This is a genomic window from Microbacterium sp. bgisy207 (genome assembly GCF_965345035.1).
In the GTDB taxonomy this organism is placed as follows: Bacteria; Actinomycetota; Actinomycetes; order Actinomycetales; family Microbacteriaceae; genus Microbacterium.
In genome coordinates, this window is sequence record NZ_CBDRMG010000004.1 from 167,253 (window position 1) to 183,609 (window position 16,357).

At 69.5% G+C, this 16,357-nt stretch carries 14 protein-coding genes; 5 read left to right on the forward strand and 9 right to left on the reverse strand.

Going from position 1 to position 16,357, the window contains the following annotated elements; genetic code table 11:
- Nucleotides 1–2 precede the first annotated feature (2 nt).
- From rpsR to ACSGC5_RS05330, 7 genes are all read right to left on the reverse strand, one after another.
- A complete protein-coding gene (gene rpsR, locus ACSGC5_RS05300) occupies nt 3–257 on the reverse strand; it encodes a 30S ribosomal protein S18 (RefSeq protein WP_195692622.1) in 255 nt (84 codons plus the stop codon).
- A gap of 131 nt (nt 258–388) precedes the next feature.
- Nucleotides 389–877, reverse strand: a complete 489-nt coding sequence (locus tag ACSGC5_RS05305; protein WP_434969561.1) for a single-stranded DNA-binding protein — start codon at nt 875–877, stop codon at nt 389–391.
- A 5-nt stretch (nt 878–882) separates the two neighbouring features.
- Nucleotides 883–1,260, reverse strand: a complete 378-nt coding sequence (gene rpsF / locus ACSGC5_RS05310; RefSeq protein WP_292713175.1) for a 30S ribosomal protein S6 — start codon at nt 1,258–1,260, stop codon at nt 883–885.
- Nucleotides 1,261–1,450: 190 nt separating this feature from the next.
- Nucleotides 1,451–2,113, reverse strand: a complete 663-nt coding sequence (locus tag ACSGC5_RS05315) for a TMEM175 family protein (protein WP_434969562.1) — start codon at nt 2,111–2,113, stop codon at nt 1,451–1,453.
- An 85-nt stretch (nt 2,114–2,198) separates the two neighbouring features.
- Nucleotides 2,199–2,597: a DUF779 domain-containing protein gene (locus ACSGC5_RS05320; protein WP_434969563.1), complete on the reverse strand. Its 399-nt coding sequence runs from the start codon at nt 2,595–2,597 to the stop codon at nt 2,199–2,201.
- Nucleotides 2,598–2,712: 115 nt separating this feature from the next.
- Nucleotides 2,713–4,263, reverse strand: a complete 1,551-nt coding sequence (gene exaC, locus ACSGC5_RS05325) for an acetaldehyde dehydrogenase ExaC (protein WP_434969564.1) — start codon at nt 4,261–4,263, stop codon at nt 2,713–2,715.
- 164 nt (nt 4,264–4,427) lie between these two features.
- Nucleotides 4,428–5,798 carry a GAF domain-containing protein gene (locus ACSGC5_RS05330; protein ID WP_434969565.1) on the reverse strand — a complete coding sequence of 457 codons (1,371 nt, stop codon included), beginning with the start codon at nt 5,796–5,798 and terminating at the stop codon, nt 4,428–4,430.
- Between the two features lie 105 nt (nt 5,799–5,903).
- On the opposite strand from ACSGC5_RS05330, the gene cofD reads away from it, so the two are divergent.
- Together cofD and ACSGC5_RS05340 are read left to right on the forward strand one after the other, a co-directional pair.
- Nucleotides 5,904–6,896, forward strand: a complete 993-nt coding sequence (cofD, locus tag ACSGC5_RS05335; RefSeq protein WP_434969566.1) for a 2-phospho-L-lactate transferase — start codon at nt 5,904–5,906, stop codon at nt 6,894–6,896.
- Between the two features lie 138 nt (nt 6,897–7,034).
- Entirely contained in the window at nt 7,035–8,069 is a 1,035-nt protein-coding gene (locus ACSGC5_RS05340; RefSeq protein ID WP_434969567.1) for an NAD(P)-dependent alcohol dehydrogenase, read from the forward strand.
- A gap of 223 nt (nt 8,070–8,292) precedes the next feature.
- Here the strand turns inward: ACSGC5_RS05340 and ACSGC5_RS05345 are convergent, their stop codons facing one another.
- Entirely contained in the window at nt 8,293–9,735 is a 1,443-nt protein-coding gene (locus ACSGC5_RS05345; protein WP_434969568.1) for a CCA tRNA nucleotidyltransferase, read from the reverse strand.
- A gap of 135 nt (nt 9,736–9,870) precedes the next feature.
- Nucleotides 9,871–11,415 carry a DUF7059 domain-containing protein gene (locus ACSGC5_RS05350; protein ID WP_434969635.1) on the reverse strand — a complete coding sequence of 515 codons (1,545 nt, stop codon included), beginning with the start codon at nt 11,413–11,415 and terminating at the stop codon, nt 9,871–9,873.
- A 105-nt stretch (nt 11,416–11,520) separates the two neighbouring features.
- Between ACSGC5_RS05350 and ACSGC5_RS05355 the strand changes: the two genes are divergently transcribed.
- The 3 genes from ACSGC5_RS05355 to trxB all read left to right on the forward strand — a co-directional run bounded on the left by ACSGC5_RS05355 (nt 11,521) and on the right by trxB (nt 16,345).
- A complete protein-coding gene (locus ACSGC5_RS05355) occupies nt 11,521–13,659 on the forward strand; it encodes a DUF6049 family protein (protein ID WP_434969569.1) in 2,139 nt (712 codons plus the stop codon).
- Complete coding sequence (murJ, locus tag ACSGC5_RS05360) at nt 13,656–15,254, forward strand: murein biosynthesis integral membrane protein MurJ (protein ID WP_434969570.1); 1,599 nt, start codon at nt 13,656–13,658, stop codon at nt 15,252–15,254. Before ACSGC5_RS05355 ends, murJ begins: the two co-directional genes overlap by 4 nt.
- Nucleotides 15,255–15,361: 107 nt before the next feature.
- Entirely contained in the window at nt 15,362–16,345 is a 984-nt protein-coding gene (trxB, locus tag ACSGC5_RS05365) for a thioredoxin-disulfide reductase (RefSeq protein ID WP_434969571.1), read from the forward strand.
- Nucleotides 16,346–16,357: the final 12 nt, after the last annotated feature.

A 16,357-nucleotide genomic window follows, 5' to 3' on the forward strand; every position in this document is an offset into this window, starting at 1 on the left:
CCTTAGCGGCCAGCGCCGGCGTAGGGCAGGAGCGCCATTTCGCGCGCGTTCTTGATCGCACGGGCGATCAGACGCTGCTCCTGCACCGAGACACCGGTGATACGACGGGCGCGGATCTTGCCGCGCTCCGAGATGAACTTGCGGAGGGTGGCGACATCTTTGTAGTCGATGACGCCGACCCGGATTGCCTTTGCCGGGGCAACCGGCTTGCCGCCCTTGCGCGGCTTGCGGCGATCGCCGCTTGACTTTCCAGCCATGGGTTTTCCTTACGTGTGAAACGGATGCCGCGGCATCCGGGAATGTGGGTTTCGACTTGCGCCTGCGGCGCTCGCTCAACCTTGAGTCGGCTTCGCATCACCGCCGCTGCGCGGCCATGATCCGAATCGACTCAAAACGGAGTGTCGTCGCCGTAGGTGCCGGGGGCTGCCCACGCGTCGGCGTTCGACGAGCCGGGCGTCGACCAGGGCTCGTCCGCGACCTGGGCGCGGGACTGACCGCCGCCTCCGCCGCCGCTCGCGGCGCGAGTGACCTGTGCGGTCGCGTAGCGCAGCGACGGGCCGATCTCGTCGACCTCGAGCTCGATGGAGGTGCGGTTGTTGCCTTCGCGGTCCTGGTAGCTGCGCTGCTTGAGGCGGCCGGTCGCGATGACCCGGGCACCCTTCGTCAGCGAGCCGGCGACGTGCTCAGCGAAGTCGCGCCAGACGCTTGCGCGGAGGAACAGCGCTTCGCCGTCCTTCCACTCGTTGGCTTGACGGTCGAAAGTGCGCGGCGTGGATGCGATCGTGAAGTTCGCGACCGGGAGCCCGTTCTGCGTGTACCGCAGTTCGGGGTCAGCCGTGAGGTTGCCCACAACGGTGATGACGGTTTCGCCGGCCATGATCGTCAGGCCTTCGCGTCAGCGGTCTCGGTGCGGCGGGCACGAGCGGGAGCGGCAGCCTTGCGAGCGGCCTTCTCCTCGGCGCGCTTCGCTTCGGAGGCGACCATGGCGATGGCCTCTTCGGCGCGCAGCACCTTCGTGCGCATGATCTGCTCGTTCAGCTTGAGCTGGCGGTCGAGCTCCTGCGCGGCGTCGCTGGTCGAGGTGAAGTTGACGACGGCGTAGATGCCTTCGGTCTTCTTCTGGATCTCGTATGCGAGCCGGCGGCGGCCCCAGACATCGACGTTGTCGATCGAGCCACCATCGTTTGTGATGACCGCGAGGAACTTGTCGAGGGTCGTGGGGACCTGGCGCTCGTCGATCTCAGGGTTGATGATCACCATGAGTTCGTACTGGTGTGTGTGCGTCACTGACCCACCTCCTTCGGACTAGAACGGCTGTCGGGCATTTCCCGACAGCAGGAGGGTGTGTGCACGTGCCCGGACGGATTCCGCGGGAGCGGATGCCGGACAACCTTCACAGTGTATCGGATGCGGCATCCGGCGCCCAACCGCGCGAATTCCGCGCTCCGGGCTATGCGCGGGGGCCGGGCACCCGCCCCCGCGCACGCATGATCGCCGAATGCAGCGGCCACGTGAGGAAGAGCAGGAACAGCGCCCAGTAGTTGAGCGAGGGGATCGCGAGCATCACCAGGAGCGAGAGCGCGAACAGCGAGGTGATGATGATGCCGACGACCAGCCCCTCGGACAGCAGCTGCGGCTTCTCGTGGTGCAGTTTCGGGTGCCGAATCAGGTAGATCCTGGTGAGGGTGAGAACGAGGCTGGTCAAGACGAGCGAGCCGACGTAGACGAGCTTCTCGATCGGGTCTGCGTCGAAGGTGCTCGTGATCGCGGTGGCCACCGGGAGCCAGACGATGGTGAACATCCACAGGATCGTCAGCCACAGCAGGCCCTGATCGACGCGCTCGACCCGGGCGAACATCCGATGGTGCGTGAGCCAGAAGTTCGCGATGAGCACGAAGCTGAGCATGAACGTGAGCAGACTCGGCCACTCCTGCGCCAGCCAGGCAGCGGTGCTGGTCTCGTCTGCGTCCGTGACGCTGTCCATGAGCGGAAGGATCAGCAGCGTCATCGCGATGGCGACGACGGCGTCGGTGAACGCCTTCAGGCGCTCCGCCGACGGCAGTTCGTCGTTGGCGTTCGATTCCTCGGTGGCGCGAGGCTCGGCATCCGTCATGCCGACACCGTACTACCCACCCCGAACCCCGCTGCGCTCTGGCTGAGACGACAGCGGGGCTCGGTGGATGCAGCCGGCCGCGGAGCTACGGGGTGGGGCCGAGGCCGAAGTAGTCCAGTTCGGCCTCGTTGAGCATCCGTGACCGGATGATGAACCGCATCCCCGTCGGACTCTCGACGCTGAAGCCGGCACCACGACCCGCCACCACATCGACCGTGAGGTGCGTGTACTTCCAGTACTCGAACTGCGACTGCGACATGAAGAAGTCGATCGGGTCGATGCCGTCCACCTCGAGGATGCCGAGCTTCACGTCGCTCGGCCCGGTCATGAACATCCCGACCGGGTAGCACATGGGCGCGCTCCCGTCGCAGCATCCGCCCGACTGGTGGAACATGAGCGGGCCGTGCTGGTCCGCGAGCTCGCGCAGTAGCGCGGCGGCCTCGTCGGTGACGTCGACCCGTTCGTAGATTCCGATACTGACCATGGTGTCTCCTCTCCCTTGTCTGTCCCGACCAGCCCACGCGCGTGAAACGTAACCTCGCGCGACAGACTCACCTCCGTCCGTCGCGCGAGGTCCCGTCTCACGACTCGTGTCCGGCTTAGAAGAAGCCCATGGGCCCTTCGGCGTACGAGACCAGGAGGTTCTTGGTCTGCTGGTAGTGATCGAGCATCTTCAGGTGGTTCTCGCGGCCGATGCCCGACTGCTTGTAGCCACCGAAGGCGGCGTGCGCCGGGTACTGGTGGTACGTGTTCGTCCACACGCGGCCGGCCTCGATGGCTCGTCCGGCGCGGTAGGCGGTATCGCCCGACCGGCTCCACACCCCGGCACCCAGCCCGTAGAGGGTGTCGTTGGCGATGTGGATGGCGTCATCGAACCCGTCGAAGGACGTGACCGACACGACCGGCCCGAAGATCTCCTCCTGGAAGATCCGCATGTCGTTCGTGCCCTCGAACACGGTCGGGGCGACGTAGTAGCCGCCGCTGAGCTCGCCGCCCAGGTCGACGCGCTCGCCACCGGCGAGGAGCTTGGCGCCGCCGTCCTTGCCGATCTGGATGTACGACAGGATCTTCTCGAGCTGATCGTTCGAGGCCTGCGCGCCGATCATGGTCGCGGGGTCCAGCGGGTTGCCCTGGATGATCTTGCCGACGCGCTCAAGCCCGTCGCCGAGGAACTCGTCGTAGATCGAGCGCTGGATGAGGGCGCGCGAGGGGCAGGTGCACACCTCGCCCTGGTTGAGCGCGAAGAACGTGAAGCCCTCGAGCGCCTTGTCGTAGTAGTCGTCGTGACGGACGCGGGCGACATCCTCGAAGAACACGTTGGCGCTCTTGCCTCCGAGCTCGAGGGTGACCGGGATGAGGTTCTGCGAGGCGTACTGCATGATGAGGCGCCCGGTCGTGGTCTCTCCCGTGAAGGCGACCTTGCGGATCCCCTTGTGCTGCGCGAGCGGTGCGCCGGCCTCGATGCCGAAGCCGTTGACGATGTTGACGACGCCCGCCGGGAGCAGGTCGCCGATGAGGTCGAACAGATACAGGATCGACGCGGGAGTCTGCTCCGCCGGCTTGAGGACGACACAGTTGCCGGCCGCGAGCGCCGGAGCGAGCTTCCACGTCGCCATGAGGATGGGGAAGTTCCACGGGATGATCTGCCCGACGACCCCGAGCGGCTCATTGAAGTGGTAGGCGACGGTGTCTTCGTCGATCTGGCTGAGCGAGCCTTCCTGCGCGCGCAGCACGCCGGCGAAGTAGCGGAAGTGATCGATCGCGAGCGGGATGTCGGCGGCGAGCGTCTCACGGACCGGCTTGCCGTTCTCCCAGGTCTCGGCGACGGCGATGGCCTCCAGGTTCGCCTCCATGCGGTCGGCGATCTTGTTGAGGATCACGGCCCGCTCGGCCGGGGTCGTGCGCTTCCAGCTCTGGAACGCCTTCCACGCGACATCCACGGCCCGGTCGATGTCTTCGCTGGTGCCCCGGCCGACCTCGCAGAACGGCTTGCCGGTGACGGGGGTGATGTTCTCGAAGTACTGGCCCTTGATCGGTTCGACGAACTCGCCGCCGATGTAGTGGCCGTAGCGGGGGCGGTACTGGGCGACGGACCCGCGCTCGCCGGGCGCGGCATAGACGCTCGAGACGCCCTCTTCGACGATGGTCATGGTGAGTCTCCTTCGACTGCGTCGCGACGGCCGTCGTCGCGATGGGTCGACGGTAGGCGAGGCAACGTTGCATTCGGTTGCGCGCTGCTCTCGGCATCCGTTGCACGTGAAACGGATGCCGGCCCCACGCCGCCACGGCCGGCAGTGCGACGCGACGACGAGGGTCAGGAATCGGTTCGGGCGAGCCGCTCGAGCCGGGCGACCAGACCGGACCGCTTGGGGGAACGCGCCGGCAGCATCGATAGGCACAGCCGAAGCACCTCGACGTCGTCGGCTCCGGCATCCGTGTCGGCGAAGGCGAGCAACACATCCAGACTCGCCTCGGCCATCAGCGCTTCGCGCAGCGTCACCCGAACGGTGTCGCGGAACTCCTCGACCCCGGGCGCTGCCGAGTCAGGAAGCACGTCGCCGCGGTAGGCGGCGAGCGCCACGCGATGAGCACCGCGGTCGAGGAGGGAGAGGACCTGGTGCGCGTCGGTCTCGAGAGGCGTGGTCAGGCGATAGGGGCGGGACTCGGGCGCGAGGGACGGCGCGATCCTCTCGAGGGTCTTCCGCAACCGCACCATCTCGGCACGGAGCGTCGTGCTCGCATCCGGATCCCCGTACACGAGCTCACCCAGATGCTCGGCCGACACCCCCTGCCGGTGCGTCGCCAGACACAGCAGGATCTCGGCGTGGCGGGTGGTGAGCTCGTTCACGCGCAGGTGTCCGTCCGAGAGCGTCTCGAGAAGCGCGCGGTCGCGACCGAGCACCCGCAGCGTCGCGACGACGGATGCTGGCGCCGCGCGCGTGCGCCGCGGCCGGCGGGTCTCGGCATCCGTCCGGCTCTCGACGGAGCCCGTGCCCGGACCCGACGCCCGGTTGCGCAGGCGCGCGAGCAGCAGCTCACCCTCGACGGCACGGGCTGTCGCGTCCACCAGGAGCTGCGCCTGAGCGGATGCCGCCGGATCGCCGCCGGTGACGTCGATGACACCGAGGAGCTTGCGGGTCTCGGGGTCGTGCACGGGCGCCGCAGTGCACGACCACGGCTGAACGAGGCGGTTGAAGTGTTCGGCGCCGCGGATCTGCACCGAGCGGTCGAGGGCCAGCGCGGTTCCGGGAGCCGCGGTGCCGACGGCCCTCTCGGACCAATCGGCGCCCGGAACGAACCCCATCTCGCCGGTCAGCGATCGAAGTGTGCGGTCGCCCTCGACCCACAGCAGTCGTCCCGCCGCATCGCCGACCGCGACGATGACTCCCGAATCGTCGGCCGCACCGGGGATCAGCAGCCCGCGGATCATGTCCATGACCGAGCCGAGCGGATGCTGAGCCCGCAGCGCCTCGAGTTCCTCGGCGGTCAACGCCAACGGCGGCAGTCCCTCGAGCCCGACCCGCCCGTCGCGCGAACGTCGCCAACTCTCGCGCACCACGCCCCGCACGTCGCCCACTCTCGCGTCGTTCTCGTTCCCGAGCACGAACTCCTCGCGGGCGCGCTCGATGATGAGCTTCGAGGCGTCGGGGGTGGCACCGGACGCTGCGGACCACGGGGAGGGCATTCGGACTCCGATCGGCGCTGATCGTCGACGGCGGGTTCAGCGCCCCCGCCGGTGCGGTCCAGTGTAGGCGCGGCGCGGCGCGCTGTCGCCGGGTAGCGTGGCCCCGTGCGGATCACGGTGCTCTCAGGTGGTGTCGGCGGGGCGCGCTTCGTGCTCGGCGTCCGGGAGTGGGCGCGTCGGGATGCCGCGGCGCGGGGCCTTCCCGAGGACGCGGCTCACGACATCCGTGTGGTCGTCAACACGGGCGACGACTGGTGGCTCGCGGGTCTGCGGATCGCCCCGGATCACGATTCCCTGCTGTACGCGCTGAGCGACCAGAACGATCAGCAGCGCGGGTGGGGGCGGCGCGATGAGACGGAGCGGGTCGCGGCCGAACTGCAGGCGTGGGGGGTGACGCCCGAGTGGTTCACCCTCGGCGACCTCGACCTCGGCGTGCACATCGCGCGCACGGCGTGGCTGCGCGAGGGCACCCCACTGAGCGAGGTCTACCGCCGACTCGGCGCCCGCTGGCCGCTCGGGGTCACGCTCGTGCCGGCGACCGAAACCGAGGTCGACACCCACGTCCGCACGGTCGACGGACAGCTGATGCACTTCCAGGAGTGGTGGACCCGATATCGCGCGAGCCTTCCCGCGACCGGCTTCGAGAACACCGGGGTCGCGTCGGCCCAGCCCTCGGCCGGGGCGATCGAGGCCATTGCCGGCGCCGACGTCCTGCTTCTGGCCCCCTCGAACCCCGTCGTCTCCCTCGGGCCGGTCCTCGCCGTCCCCGGGATGCGCGAGGCGCTGCGGTCGGCATCCGCGCCCCTCGTCGGTATCTCGCCGGTCATCGGCGGCCGGGTCGTGCGCGGAATGGCCGACGCCTGCCTCGCCGCGATCGGCGTGCAGACGGATGCTGCCGCCATCGCCCGCCACTACGGTGCGCGGAGCGCCGACGGCCTTCTGGACGGCTGGCTGCTCGCCGTGGAAGACGCGGCATCCGTCGACGGGCTGACACGGGCCGGCATCCCGACCCGTGCGGTTCCGCTCTGGATGCGCGACGCCGACACCTCGGCGGCGCTCGCGGGCGACGCCGTCGCCCTCGCGCTCCACCTGGGCTGACGGACCTGCCGACCCGGGTCGCCGGGTGAACCGCCGGCCTGGTCTCGTCAAGAGCCTTGCCTTCCCCTCCGGTCCGGCGGACAGTGGTCATGCGGGCGGAACGCTCGCGCCCGAACCATTCACCGAAGGGAGTGCCCGATGAAGGCTGTGCAATATCGCGAGATCGGCAAGGGACCGGAGGTCGTCGACATCGAGACCCCGGAGCCCGGCCCTGGGGAGATCAGGCTCAAGGTTCTCGCGGCGGGCCTGTGCCACTCGGACTGGTTCCTGATGGAGCTTCCCGAGGAGCAATACACGTACCCGCTTCCGCTGACCCTCGGACACGAGGGCGTCGGCGAGGTCGACATGCTCGGCGACGGTGTCGAGGGGGTGCAGGTCGGGGAACGCTATGCGATCTACGGTCCCTGGGGATGCGGCCTGTGTCACGCCTGCGCACAGGGCAAGGAGAACTACTGCCCCCACGCGGCCGAACTGGGCATCGCGCCTCCGGGACTCGGCGCCCCGGGCGCCATGGCGGAGTACGTGATCGTCGACGACAAGCGTCATCTTGCCCCGCTCGGCGATCTCGACCCTGTGGAGTCAGCGTCTCTCACGGATGCGGGTCTCACGCCGTACCACGCGATCGCTGCCGTGCGCGACAAGCTCACCCCGGGCACGACCGCCCTCGTGATCGGCGTCGGCGGCCTGGGCCACCTCGGCATCCAGATTCTCCGCGCCACGACAGCCGCGACAGTCATCGCCGCCGACGTCTCCGACGACAAGCTCGAGCTGGCACGCAAGGTCGGCGCTCATCACACGCTTCGTTCCGACGAGGGCGCTGTCTCCCGCATCCGTGAACTCACCGGCGGAGAAGGTGCGGTGGCGGTGTTCGACTTCGTCGGCATCCAGCCCACCATCGACCTGGCCCGCGAGACCATCGCCGCCGACGGGTTCGTCCACATCGTCGGGATCGGCGGCGGAACCCTCCCGACGGGGTTCTTCTCGACGCCCTTCGGAGCGGCGGTGCGCGCTCCCTACTGGGGAACGCGCCCCGAGCTGCTCGAAGTCCTGGATCTCGCTCGTGCGGGAGCGATCGGTGTGCACGTCGAGCGGTACGGTTTCGACCAGGCCGTTGAGGCGTACCAGCGCCTGCACGAGGGCGCCGTGCAGGGCCGGGCCGTGATCGTCCCCTGACGGCACACCCGACTGCGCCGGCTCCACCGGCTTCGCTTGCCCCGACACGCCGTGCCCTCCTCTGTGCGCGCGGCGTGTTGCGGCAACCGAGCAGGGGGACACGAGCGTCACGACCCGTTCGGTTGCCCGAAACCGCGGAGCGCGCTGCCACGCAACGGCGTGTTGCGGCAATCGAGCCCGGGGCAGGGCGCGGGGGTAGGGGCTCAACGGGGCCCCGGGCGGGTCAGTCGCGCGCGGCCCACCACGCGAGAAGTCGGCGCTCGGCCTCGGCTTCCCCGAGCACGCCCTCGTCCAGCCGCAGGTCGAGCAGGAACCGGTACGCCTCGCCGACCTCGCGGCCCGGAGGGATGCCGAGCACCTCCTGGATGCGGTTCCCGTCGAGCTCGGGACGCATCGCCTCGAGCTCCTCCTGCGCCGCGAGCTCCGCGATCCGTCGCTCGATGTCGTCGTAGGCGGATGCCAGGCGCGCGGCCTTGCGCTTGTTGCGCGTCGTGACATCCGCGCGCGTCAGAATATGCAGGCGCTCGAGCTCGTCGCCCGCGTCGCGCACGTACCGCCGCACCGCGGAGTCGGTCCACGCGCCTTCGGCGTACCCGAAGAAGCGCAGGTGCAGTTCGATGAGCTTTGTCACGGTGTCGATCGTCGCCGCGTCGAACCTCAGCTCCTTCAGGCGCTTACGCGCCATCCGTGCGCCCTTGATGTCGTGGTGATGGAACGTCACCCCGCCTCCGGGCTCGAGGCGACGAGTGGCGGGCTTGCCGATATCGTGCAGCAGCGCTGCCAGACGCAGGGGCACGTCGGGAGCGGAACCCGGATGCCGTTCGTGCTCGAGCTCGATCGCCTGGCGCACGACCGTCAGCGAGTGCTCGTAGACGTCCTTGTGGTGGTGGTGCTCGTCGATCTCCAGCCGCAACGCAGGCACCTCGGGCAGGAACTGCTCCATGAGCCCCGTCTCGACGAGCAGCCGGATGCCGCGCAACGGGTCCTCCGTCTGCATCAGTCGCACGAGCTCGCCGTGAATACGCTCCGCGCTCACGATCCGCAGGCTCTCGCGCAGGCGGTGCATCGCCGAGACGGTGTCAGCATCGACGTCGAAGGAGAGCTGTGACGCGAACCGCGCCGCACGCAGCATCCGAAGCGGGTCGTCTCCGAAGCTCACGTCCGGGTCAGCGGGGGTGCGCAGCCGCTGCGCGAGGAGGTCCTCGACCCCGCCGGAGGGATCGACGAGCTTCTGCGAAGGCACCCTGAGCGCCATCGCGTTGACCGTGAAGTCGCGGCGCACGAGATCGCCCTCGAGGGTGTCGCCGAACTCGACCGTCGGTTTGCGGGTGATGCCGTCGTAGCTGTCGGCCCGATAGGTCGTGATCTCAACCTGCTCCGACCCGCCGCCCGGCACGGGGATACGCGCCCCGATGGTGCCGAAGTCTCGCCCGATGTCCCAGTGCGCGGTGCTCAGCGGAGCAACGATGCGCAGGATGTCGTCGGGTCGGGCGTTGGTCGTGAGGTCGAGGTCGTGGGTGGTTCTGCCCAGCAGCGCGTCGCGGACAGGGCCGCCGACGATCGCGAGTTCGAACCCCGCGGCCTCGAACGCCGCAGCGACGGTCGCGACCACGGGAGAGGCGGCAAGAGCGCCCAGGCGCGCGACACCCTCCGCCATGTTCAGCATGGATTCGAGCCTACCTCCGGCGGTTCGCTCGTCCGCTGCTCAGGCACCGGTCGTCTGGTGAGTCCGCTGCGCTCCCGGCCCCACAAGAGCACACCGCAGCGCTCCCGGTCCCGGGCGGATATCGCGCGGCCGGGCTCAGTCGAGGGGGTCGAGGAAACCGAGGAACGCCAGCTCGCGCACCCGCGGCAGCAGGTCGGCGCGGAGGGCGGCAGCATCCACCTCGAGCAGTTCGGCGATCGCGTCGATGAGCACCCCCACCGGAAGGTCGCCGTCGCACGCGCCCACCAGCGCCGCGAGCCCGGGGTCGGCGCCGAGCGTCCGACCGAAACCCCGGCCCTGACGCAGCTCGATAACCGTGGGATCCTCGGCGCCGGGCACGAAGTGGCGCGCTTCGGTGACATCGGGCGCGGTCGTGAAGACGGATGCCGCCAGCGCCATGTCGTCACGGGGACCCAGGCGATCATGCACCGCAAGCGCGCGGGCCAGGTCCGCCCCGAGGCCGTCCTGCGGAGCGGGCGAGCTCACGCGTTCGTAGCGAGCGAGCGGTGACGTGCCCGGGCCGGGGCGCCGCAGCAGGACGTACCCGAAGCCGATGCCGGTCACCCCGCGTGCCGCGAAGTCCTGCAGCCACAGGTCGATGAGAGCGCTGTAGTCCGGTGAACCGGGCTGCATTCCGCCATCGCGCACCCACAACATGGCGTAGTCCAGCGGCGTGAGGATCTCCCGCTCGATGATCCACGCATCCATCGGGACGGATGCCGACTCCACCCACTCACGCACGCGTGCGAGCCCGTCGCTGCCTTCCCGGTACTCCCAGTTGCCGAGCAACTGCGCGGTGCCGCCCTCTGCGAGCACGTCCGCCACACCCGAGACGACCTGCCTCACGAGGTCGTCACCGACCGCACCGCCGTCACGGTATTCGTAGGCGGGCGCTGAAACGCCCTCCGCCGTCGCCCCACGGGGGGTGATCACGAACGGCGGGTTCGAGACGACGCGGTCGAAGCGCTCACCGGCGACCGGGTCGAAGAGGCTGCCGCGACGCACGTCGATCCCGTCGACGCCATTGAGCGCGGCGGTCAGCCGCGCGAAACCGAGTGCGCGCGGAGAGATGTCGGTCGCGACGACCTCGTCGGCGTACCGGCGGGCCCGCAGCGCCTGGATGCCGCATCCGGTGCCGAGATCCAGTACTCGATGGGCGCGGGTCGGCAGCTGCAGACCGGCGAGGGTGAGGGAGGCTCCGCCGACCCCGAGGACGTGGTCGGTGGGCAGCGCGGCGCCCAGGGCTGCTTCGTCGAGGTCGCTCGCGATCCACCACTGACCGGTCTCGGCATCCGCGCCATCGTCCCACTCCTGCGGGCGCACGAGCGCCCGGGGGACGACCGCCCCGGCGTTCGCGTCGGCCAGGCCCAAGGCGACCAGCCCCGCGGCGCCTGCGCGCGGCAGAGCTGCGTCCACGGCGCCGATCGGTTGCGTCACCCCGAGTCCGAGCAGGCGCGCGAGGATCGCGAGCGGGTCGTCACGGTGACCCAGCGCCCGCAGTGCCGGGGCCCGCAGGCCCCGTCCGATCGCGTCATCACCGGCCGTCCCCCACGCCTCCCGGAGGGCCGGTGCCGTGAAGCCGGCGGCGGTCAGGTCGGCGGCCAGGGCGGCGCAGATCACAGGATCCGGATGAAGGGGCATCGTCACGGATCCATTCAAGCGCGGACGGCCTGCGGGATGCTCGAAGGCGCGGACCGTAGAATTCCGGCGGGATCCGCACGATCAGCGGTCGTCCCGCGACACGACATGACCGCGCCCACCCCAGTCCCCGCATCCGTGCCCAACGGCCGTCGTGCACCGCGCCCTCGCACCGGGCTCGTCGGTCTGGTGCAACGGATGGCAGCCGCCCTCGGGATCGCGGTGCTCGTGGCCTCGTCGGCGCTCGCGTCGGGTGCGGCACCTGCGGCGGCGGCCACGACACCGACACCGAGCCCGACAGCCACCGACCCGCAGCTGGTGGCGGCGCCGCTGGCCGGCGGAATCGTCTCGCCCGGCGACTCGCTGGCGGTCTCGATCGGACTTGACGCGGGAACTTCGCCGCTGACGGCGGCAGCGGCCACCGTCTCGGTGGGCACCGATCCGCTGTCGACCCGGGCCGAGATCGACGATTGGCTCAGATCCCCCTCGGGACAGCGAGCCCCGACCGTCGTCGGCACGGCGTCGCTCGACGGGGCTGCCCCCGGCGAGCGCGTGAACGCGATCGTGCGCGTGGCAGCGGATGATCCCGTGCTCACCGACCGGGTGCCCGGCGTGTACCCCGTGCTGGCAACGGTGACCTCGACGGGGCTCACGCTGCGATCGGCATCCGTTTTCGTCGTCCCCGCCGCAGCGACCACGGATGTCGCGGTCATCGTCCCCCTCACAGCCCCCGCGACCGGTCGAGGTCTGCTCAGTGCCGACCAGTTGGCCGGGCTCACGGCCGAGGACGGATCACTGACCGCGGCGCTCACGGGAGTGCAGGGCACTGACGCGATCCTCGGGATCGATCCCGCGATCCCCGCCGCGATCCGCGTCCTGGGCAGCACGGCGCCGGCGAGCGCTCGCGACTGGCTGGCCAGACTCGAGGCGCTTCCGAACGCGCGATTCGCGCTGCAATTCGGTGACGCTGACCCTGCCGCTCAGGTGGCCGCCGGCATCCAACCCCTGGCGCCGACCTCGCTTGCCGCCTACATCGACCCTGCCGGCTTTACGGGCGACGATTCCGATCCCCCGTCGCCGACACCCACAACCACCGCGACCCCGGCCGCCTCGGAGGCGGACGCGGATGAATCCGGGCTGCCGACGCTCGACCACCTCCTCGACGTCGGCGCGACCGCGGCGATCTGGTGGCCGGAGGCCGTCACGCCCGAGATCGTGGCGGCGCTGGGAGCGAACGGCGCGCTGACCCTCACCACCACCGACGCTGTCCGTGTCCCGGCGCCCGCGCGCGGCGTCTCCGGCGGAGCGGGCCTGCTCATCGCGGATGCCGAACTGAGCGCCGCGCTGTCCGCCGCCGCGTCGGCAAGCGACAGCATCCTGCGCGCGGCAGCCATCGCCGAGGCCTCCGCCCTGGAACAGCTGCCCGTGACGGGCGGAACCACGATCGTCGCGCTCGAGCGCGACCCGGACCGGACCGCCGTGGCGCTTCGCGCGGCGATCGACGCCGCCCAGTCCTTCCCGGGTGCCCGCCCCCTCACGCTCGGGACACTCGTCGGGCTCGCACCGGGCGAGGTCGCCGTCGGCGATCAGCCCCTCTCGACCAGGCGTGTGGATGCCATCCCCGCTCTGCTGGAGGGCGAACGCCGCATCGACGCCTTCGCGAGCGTCATCGCCGAGCCGGCCCTTCTCACGGGCGTGGAACGTGCCGAGATCCTTCAGCTGCTGAGCCTCGGGTGGACAGGCCAAGACGCGCAGTGGCGCGATGCCCTCACCGACCACGCCGACAGGACGCAGGCGACGCTGTCGTCGGTCGCGATCCTGCCGCCGAGCCCGATCCAGCTCGTCGCGGCGGATGCCGAGATTCCGGTGGGGATCCGCAACGACCTCCCGTATCCGGTCACGGTCACCCTGCACGCGCACAGCAACGATCTGCGCCTCGAGGTGGCGGAGAACACCGTTGTGGCGATCGGCCCGGAGCAGAGCACGCGCGCATCGCTTCCGGTGAAGGCGCGAGTGGGAAGCGGCACCGTCGACGTCGAGCTGTGGCTGACGAGCCCGACGGGAGTACGGATCGGATCCGACGAGCAGCTCGAGGTGAACGTTCGAGCCGACTGGGAGACGATCGGTCTGATCGTGCTGTCGGTGCTCGCCGCGGCATTCCTCTCGATCGGCGTCATTCGGACGGTCCGGCGGATTCGGCGCCGCCCTGACGCCGACGCGCCAGCGGCACAGGAGGAGCAGTCGTGAGTTCCATCGGGCGCGCGAGCACCCTCATCGCCGCCGGCACACTCGTGTCCCGGCTCACGGGTTTTCTGCGTTCGGTCGTGCTCGTCGCCGCCGTCGGTGCTGTGGGAAGCCGGGCAGCCGACGCCTTCACCGTCGCCAATCAGCTTCCGAACAACCTCTACGCGATCATCTCGACGGGCCTGCTGACGGCTGTTGTGGTGCCCCAGATCGTGCAGGCGGCCTCGCACGCCGACGGCGGCCGCGCTTTCATCTCCAAGCTGTTCACGCTCGGCACCGTCGCCCTCGTCGTCACGACCGCGGTCGGCACGGTCGCCGCGCCCCTTCTCGTGCAGCTGTACGCCTCACGATTCACCCCCGATCAGTTGGCCCTCGCGACGGCGTTCGCGTACTGGTGCATCCCGCAGCTGCTCTTCTACGGGCTGTACGCGCTGCTCGGCGAGATCCTCAACGCCCGGCGCGTCTACGGTCCGTTCACCTGGGCTCCGATCGCCAACAACATCGTCTCGATCGCGGGGTTCGGTGCCTTCATCGCGCTCTTCGGCGGTCCCGTCACGGAGGTCGCGGACTGGACGCCCACCATGATCGCCGTTCTCGCCGGCACCGCGACCTTCGGCATCGTGGCCCAAGCCGCCGTGCTCATGGTCTTCTGGGTGCGATCGGGCCTGCACCTGCGCCCCGACTTCGCGTGGCGAGGCGTCGGTCTGCGCAACATCGGGCGCCTGGCCGGATGGACGTTCCTCATGGTCGTCGTGGGCCAGATCGCCGGCATCGTCCAAAGCCAGGTCATGTCGGTCGTCTCTGGTGAGGCCCCCGCGGCCACGGTCGCCGCCAATGCCTGGCTGCTCTACATGCTGCCGTTCTCGGTGTTCGTCCTCTCGATCGGCACCGCCTACTTCACGCAACTGAGTGAACACGCCGCAGCCGGCCGGGACGAGGACGTGCGTGCGGACATCGCGCGCAGCATCCGTCTTCTCGGGCTGTTCATGGTGATCTCCACAGCCGTGCTGGCTGCGGCCGCGGTGCCCGCGTCGCGCATCTTCACGACAACCGCCGGTGGGGCCGTGGACGCGTCGTGGGTGCTGCTGGCGTTTCTGGTCGGTCTCATCCCGCAGACCGTGCTCTTCGTCATCGGCCGGGTCTTCTACTCCTACAACGACACCCGCACCCCCTTCCTCTTCACACTCGTCCAGGCCGGTGTCGTAATGATCACGGCGGTGCTCGCGCTCTCGCTCCCGACGGCGTTCGTGACGGCCGGCATCGCGCTCGGGCAGTCCCTCGCTGTCTGCGTGCAGCTCGGGCTTGCGACCTGGATGCTGCGCCGTCGCCTCTCTCGTATCGGAATGCGACAGTGGATGCCGGCGCTGGCCGTGTTCGCCGCGGCTGCTGCGCCGGCGGGACTGGTCGGCTGGGGTGTGTACGTGCTCTCGGGGGCCGAGACCGGATGGATGGTGGAGAACCAGCTCACCGGCGCCCTGGGGTCGGCGCTCATCGGCACCGTCGCGTTGGTGGTGTACGTGGGCATCCTCGGACTGTTCCGGGTCCCCGAACTGACAACCGCATGGCAGACCGTTCGCCGGCTCGTTGCTCGACGGTGAACGTTTCCCTTCTCGACGGTGAACGCGCCCCCTCCCGCCCGGGTGGGGGGGAATGCGCCGCAGATACCATGTGTTGAGGCATCCAGAACCTTAACGAAGGGTCGCTCATGCGCAATGTCATCATCATCGGGTCGGGCCCTGCCGGGTACACGGCGGCGATCTACGCAGCCCGTGGTGGGCACCAGCCGCTGGTGATCGCCAGTTCTGTCGAGGCCGGCGGAGAGCTGATGAACACCACCGAGGTGGAGAACTTCCCCGGCTTCCCCGACGGCATCATGGGCCCTGACCTGATGGCGAAAATGCAGGCCCAGGCAGAAAAGTTCGGCGCCGAGATCGTGTACGACGACGTCGTGTCAGTGTCGCTGGACGGCGCGGTGAAGTCGGTCACACTCGGCTCCGGCACCGTGCACGAGGCCCACGCGGTGATCTTCGCGACCGGCTCCGCTCCCCGCAAGCTCGGCATCGAGGGCGAGAAGACCTACTCCGGGCGTGGCGTGTCGTACTGCGCGACCTGCGACGGGTTCTTCTTCCGCGAGCGGACCATCGCCGTCGTCGGCGGCGGAGACTCCGCAATGGAAGAAGCCACCTTCCTGACCAAGTTCGCCTCCAAGGTGTACATCATCCACCGCCGCGACGAACTGCGCGCCTCGAAGATCATGCAAGATCGCGCCTTCGGGAACGAGAAGATCGAGTTCGTCTTCAACAGCGAGATCATCGACATCACCGGCGGCGACCAGGTCACCGGCGTGACCCTGCGCGACACCGTCACCGGCCAAACATCCGAACTCGCCCTCGACGGGATCTTCGTCGCGATCGGTCACGACCCCCGCACCCACCTCGTCCACGGCGTCCTCGACCTCACCGACGACGGCACCATCCGCCTCGACGGCCGCTCGTCCCGGACATCACTCCCGGGCGTGTTCGCCGCCGGCGACGTCATCGACCCCACTTACCGGCAAGCCGTCACCGCCGCGGGATCAGGAGCTGTCGCCGCCCTCGACGTCGAACACTACCTCGCAGCCCTCCTCGAAAACACCACCGACCCCCTACCCGAACAGCCCGTCAACATCCCCGACGAAGCGTTGGCCTGAGGGCCAGGATTC

What these genes read in the sequence shown, in the direction of transcription:
- rpsR (WP_195692622.1), bottom strand. Translation starts at nt 257, where the DNA reads ATGGCTGGAAAGTCAAGCGGCGATCGCCGCAAGCCGCGCAAGGGCGGC.
- ACSGC5_RS05305 (WP_434969561.1), bottom strand. Translation starts at nt 877, where the DNA reads ATGGCCGGCGAAACCGTCATCACCGTTGTGGGCAACCTCACGGCTGAC.
- rpsF (WP_292713175.1), bottom strand. Translation starts at nt 1,260, where the DNA reads ATGGTGATCATCAACCCTGAGATCGACGAGCGCCAGGTCCCCACGACC.
- ACSGC5_RS05315 (WP_434969562.1), bottom strand. Translation starts at nt 2,113, where the DNA reads ATGACGGATGCCGAGCCTCGCGCCACCGAGGAATCGAACGCCAACGAC.
- ACSGC5_RS05320 (WP_434969563.1), bottom strand. Translation starts at nt 2,597, where the DNA reads ATGGTCAGTATCGGAATCTACGAACGGGTCGACGTCACCGACGAGGCC.
- exaC (WP_434969564.1), bottom strand. Translation starts at nt 4,263, where the DNA reads ATGACCATCGTCGAAGAGGGCGTCTCGAGCGTCTATGCCGCGCCCGGC.
- ACSGC5_RS05330 (WP_434969565.1), bottom strand. Translation starts at nt 5,798, where the DNA reads ATGCCCTCCCCGTGGTCCGCAGCGTCCGGTGCCACCCCCGACGCCTCG.
- ACSGC5_RS05340 (WP_434969567.1), top strand. Translation starts at nt 7,035, where the DNA reads ATGAAGGCTGTGCAATATCGCGAGATCGGCAAGGGACCGGAGGTCGTC.
- ACSGC5_RS05345 (WP_434969568.1), bottom strand. Translation starts at nt 9,735, where the DNA reads ATGCTGAACATGGCGGAGGGTGTCGCGCGCCTGGGCGCTCTTGCCGCC.
- ACSGC5_RS05350 (WP_434969635.1), bottom strand. Translation starts at nt 11,415, where the DNA reads ATGCCCCTTCATCCGGATCCTGTGATCTGCGCCGCCCTGGCCGCCGAC.
- ACSGC5_RS05355 (WP_434969569.1), top strand. Translation starts at nt 11,521, where the DNA reads ATGACCGCGCCCACCCCAGTCCCCGCATCCGTGCCCAACGGCCGTCGT.
- trxB (WP_434969571.1), top strand. Translation starts at nt 15,362, where the DNA reads ATGCGCAATGTCATCATCATCGGGTCGGGCCCTGCCGGGTACACGGCG.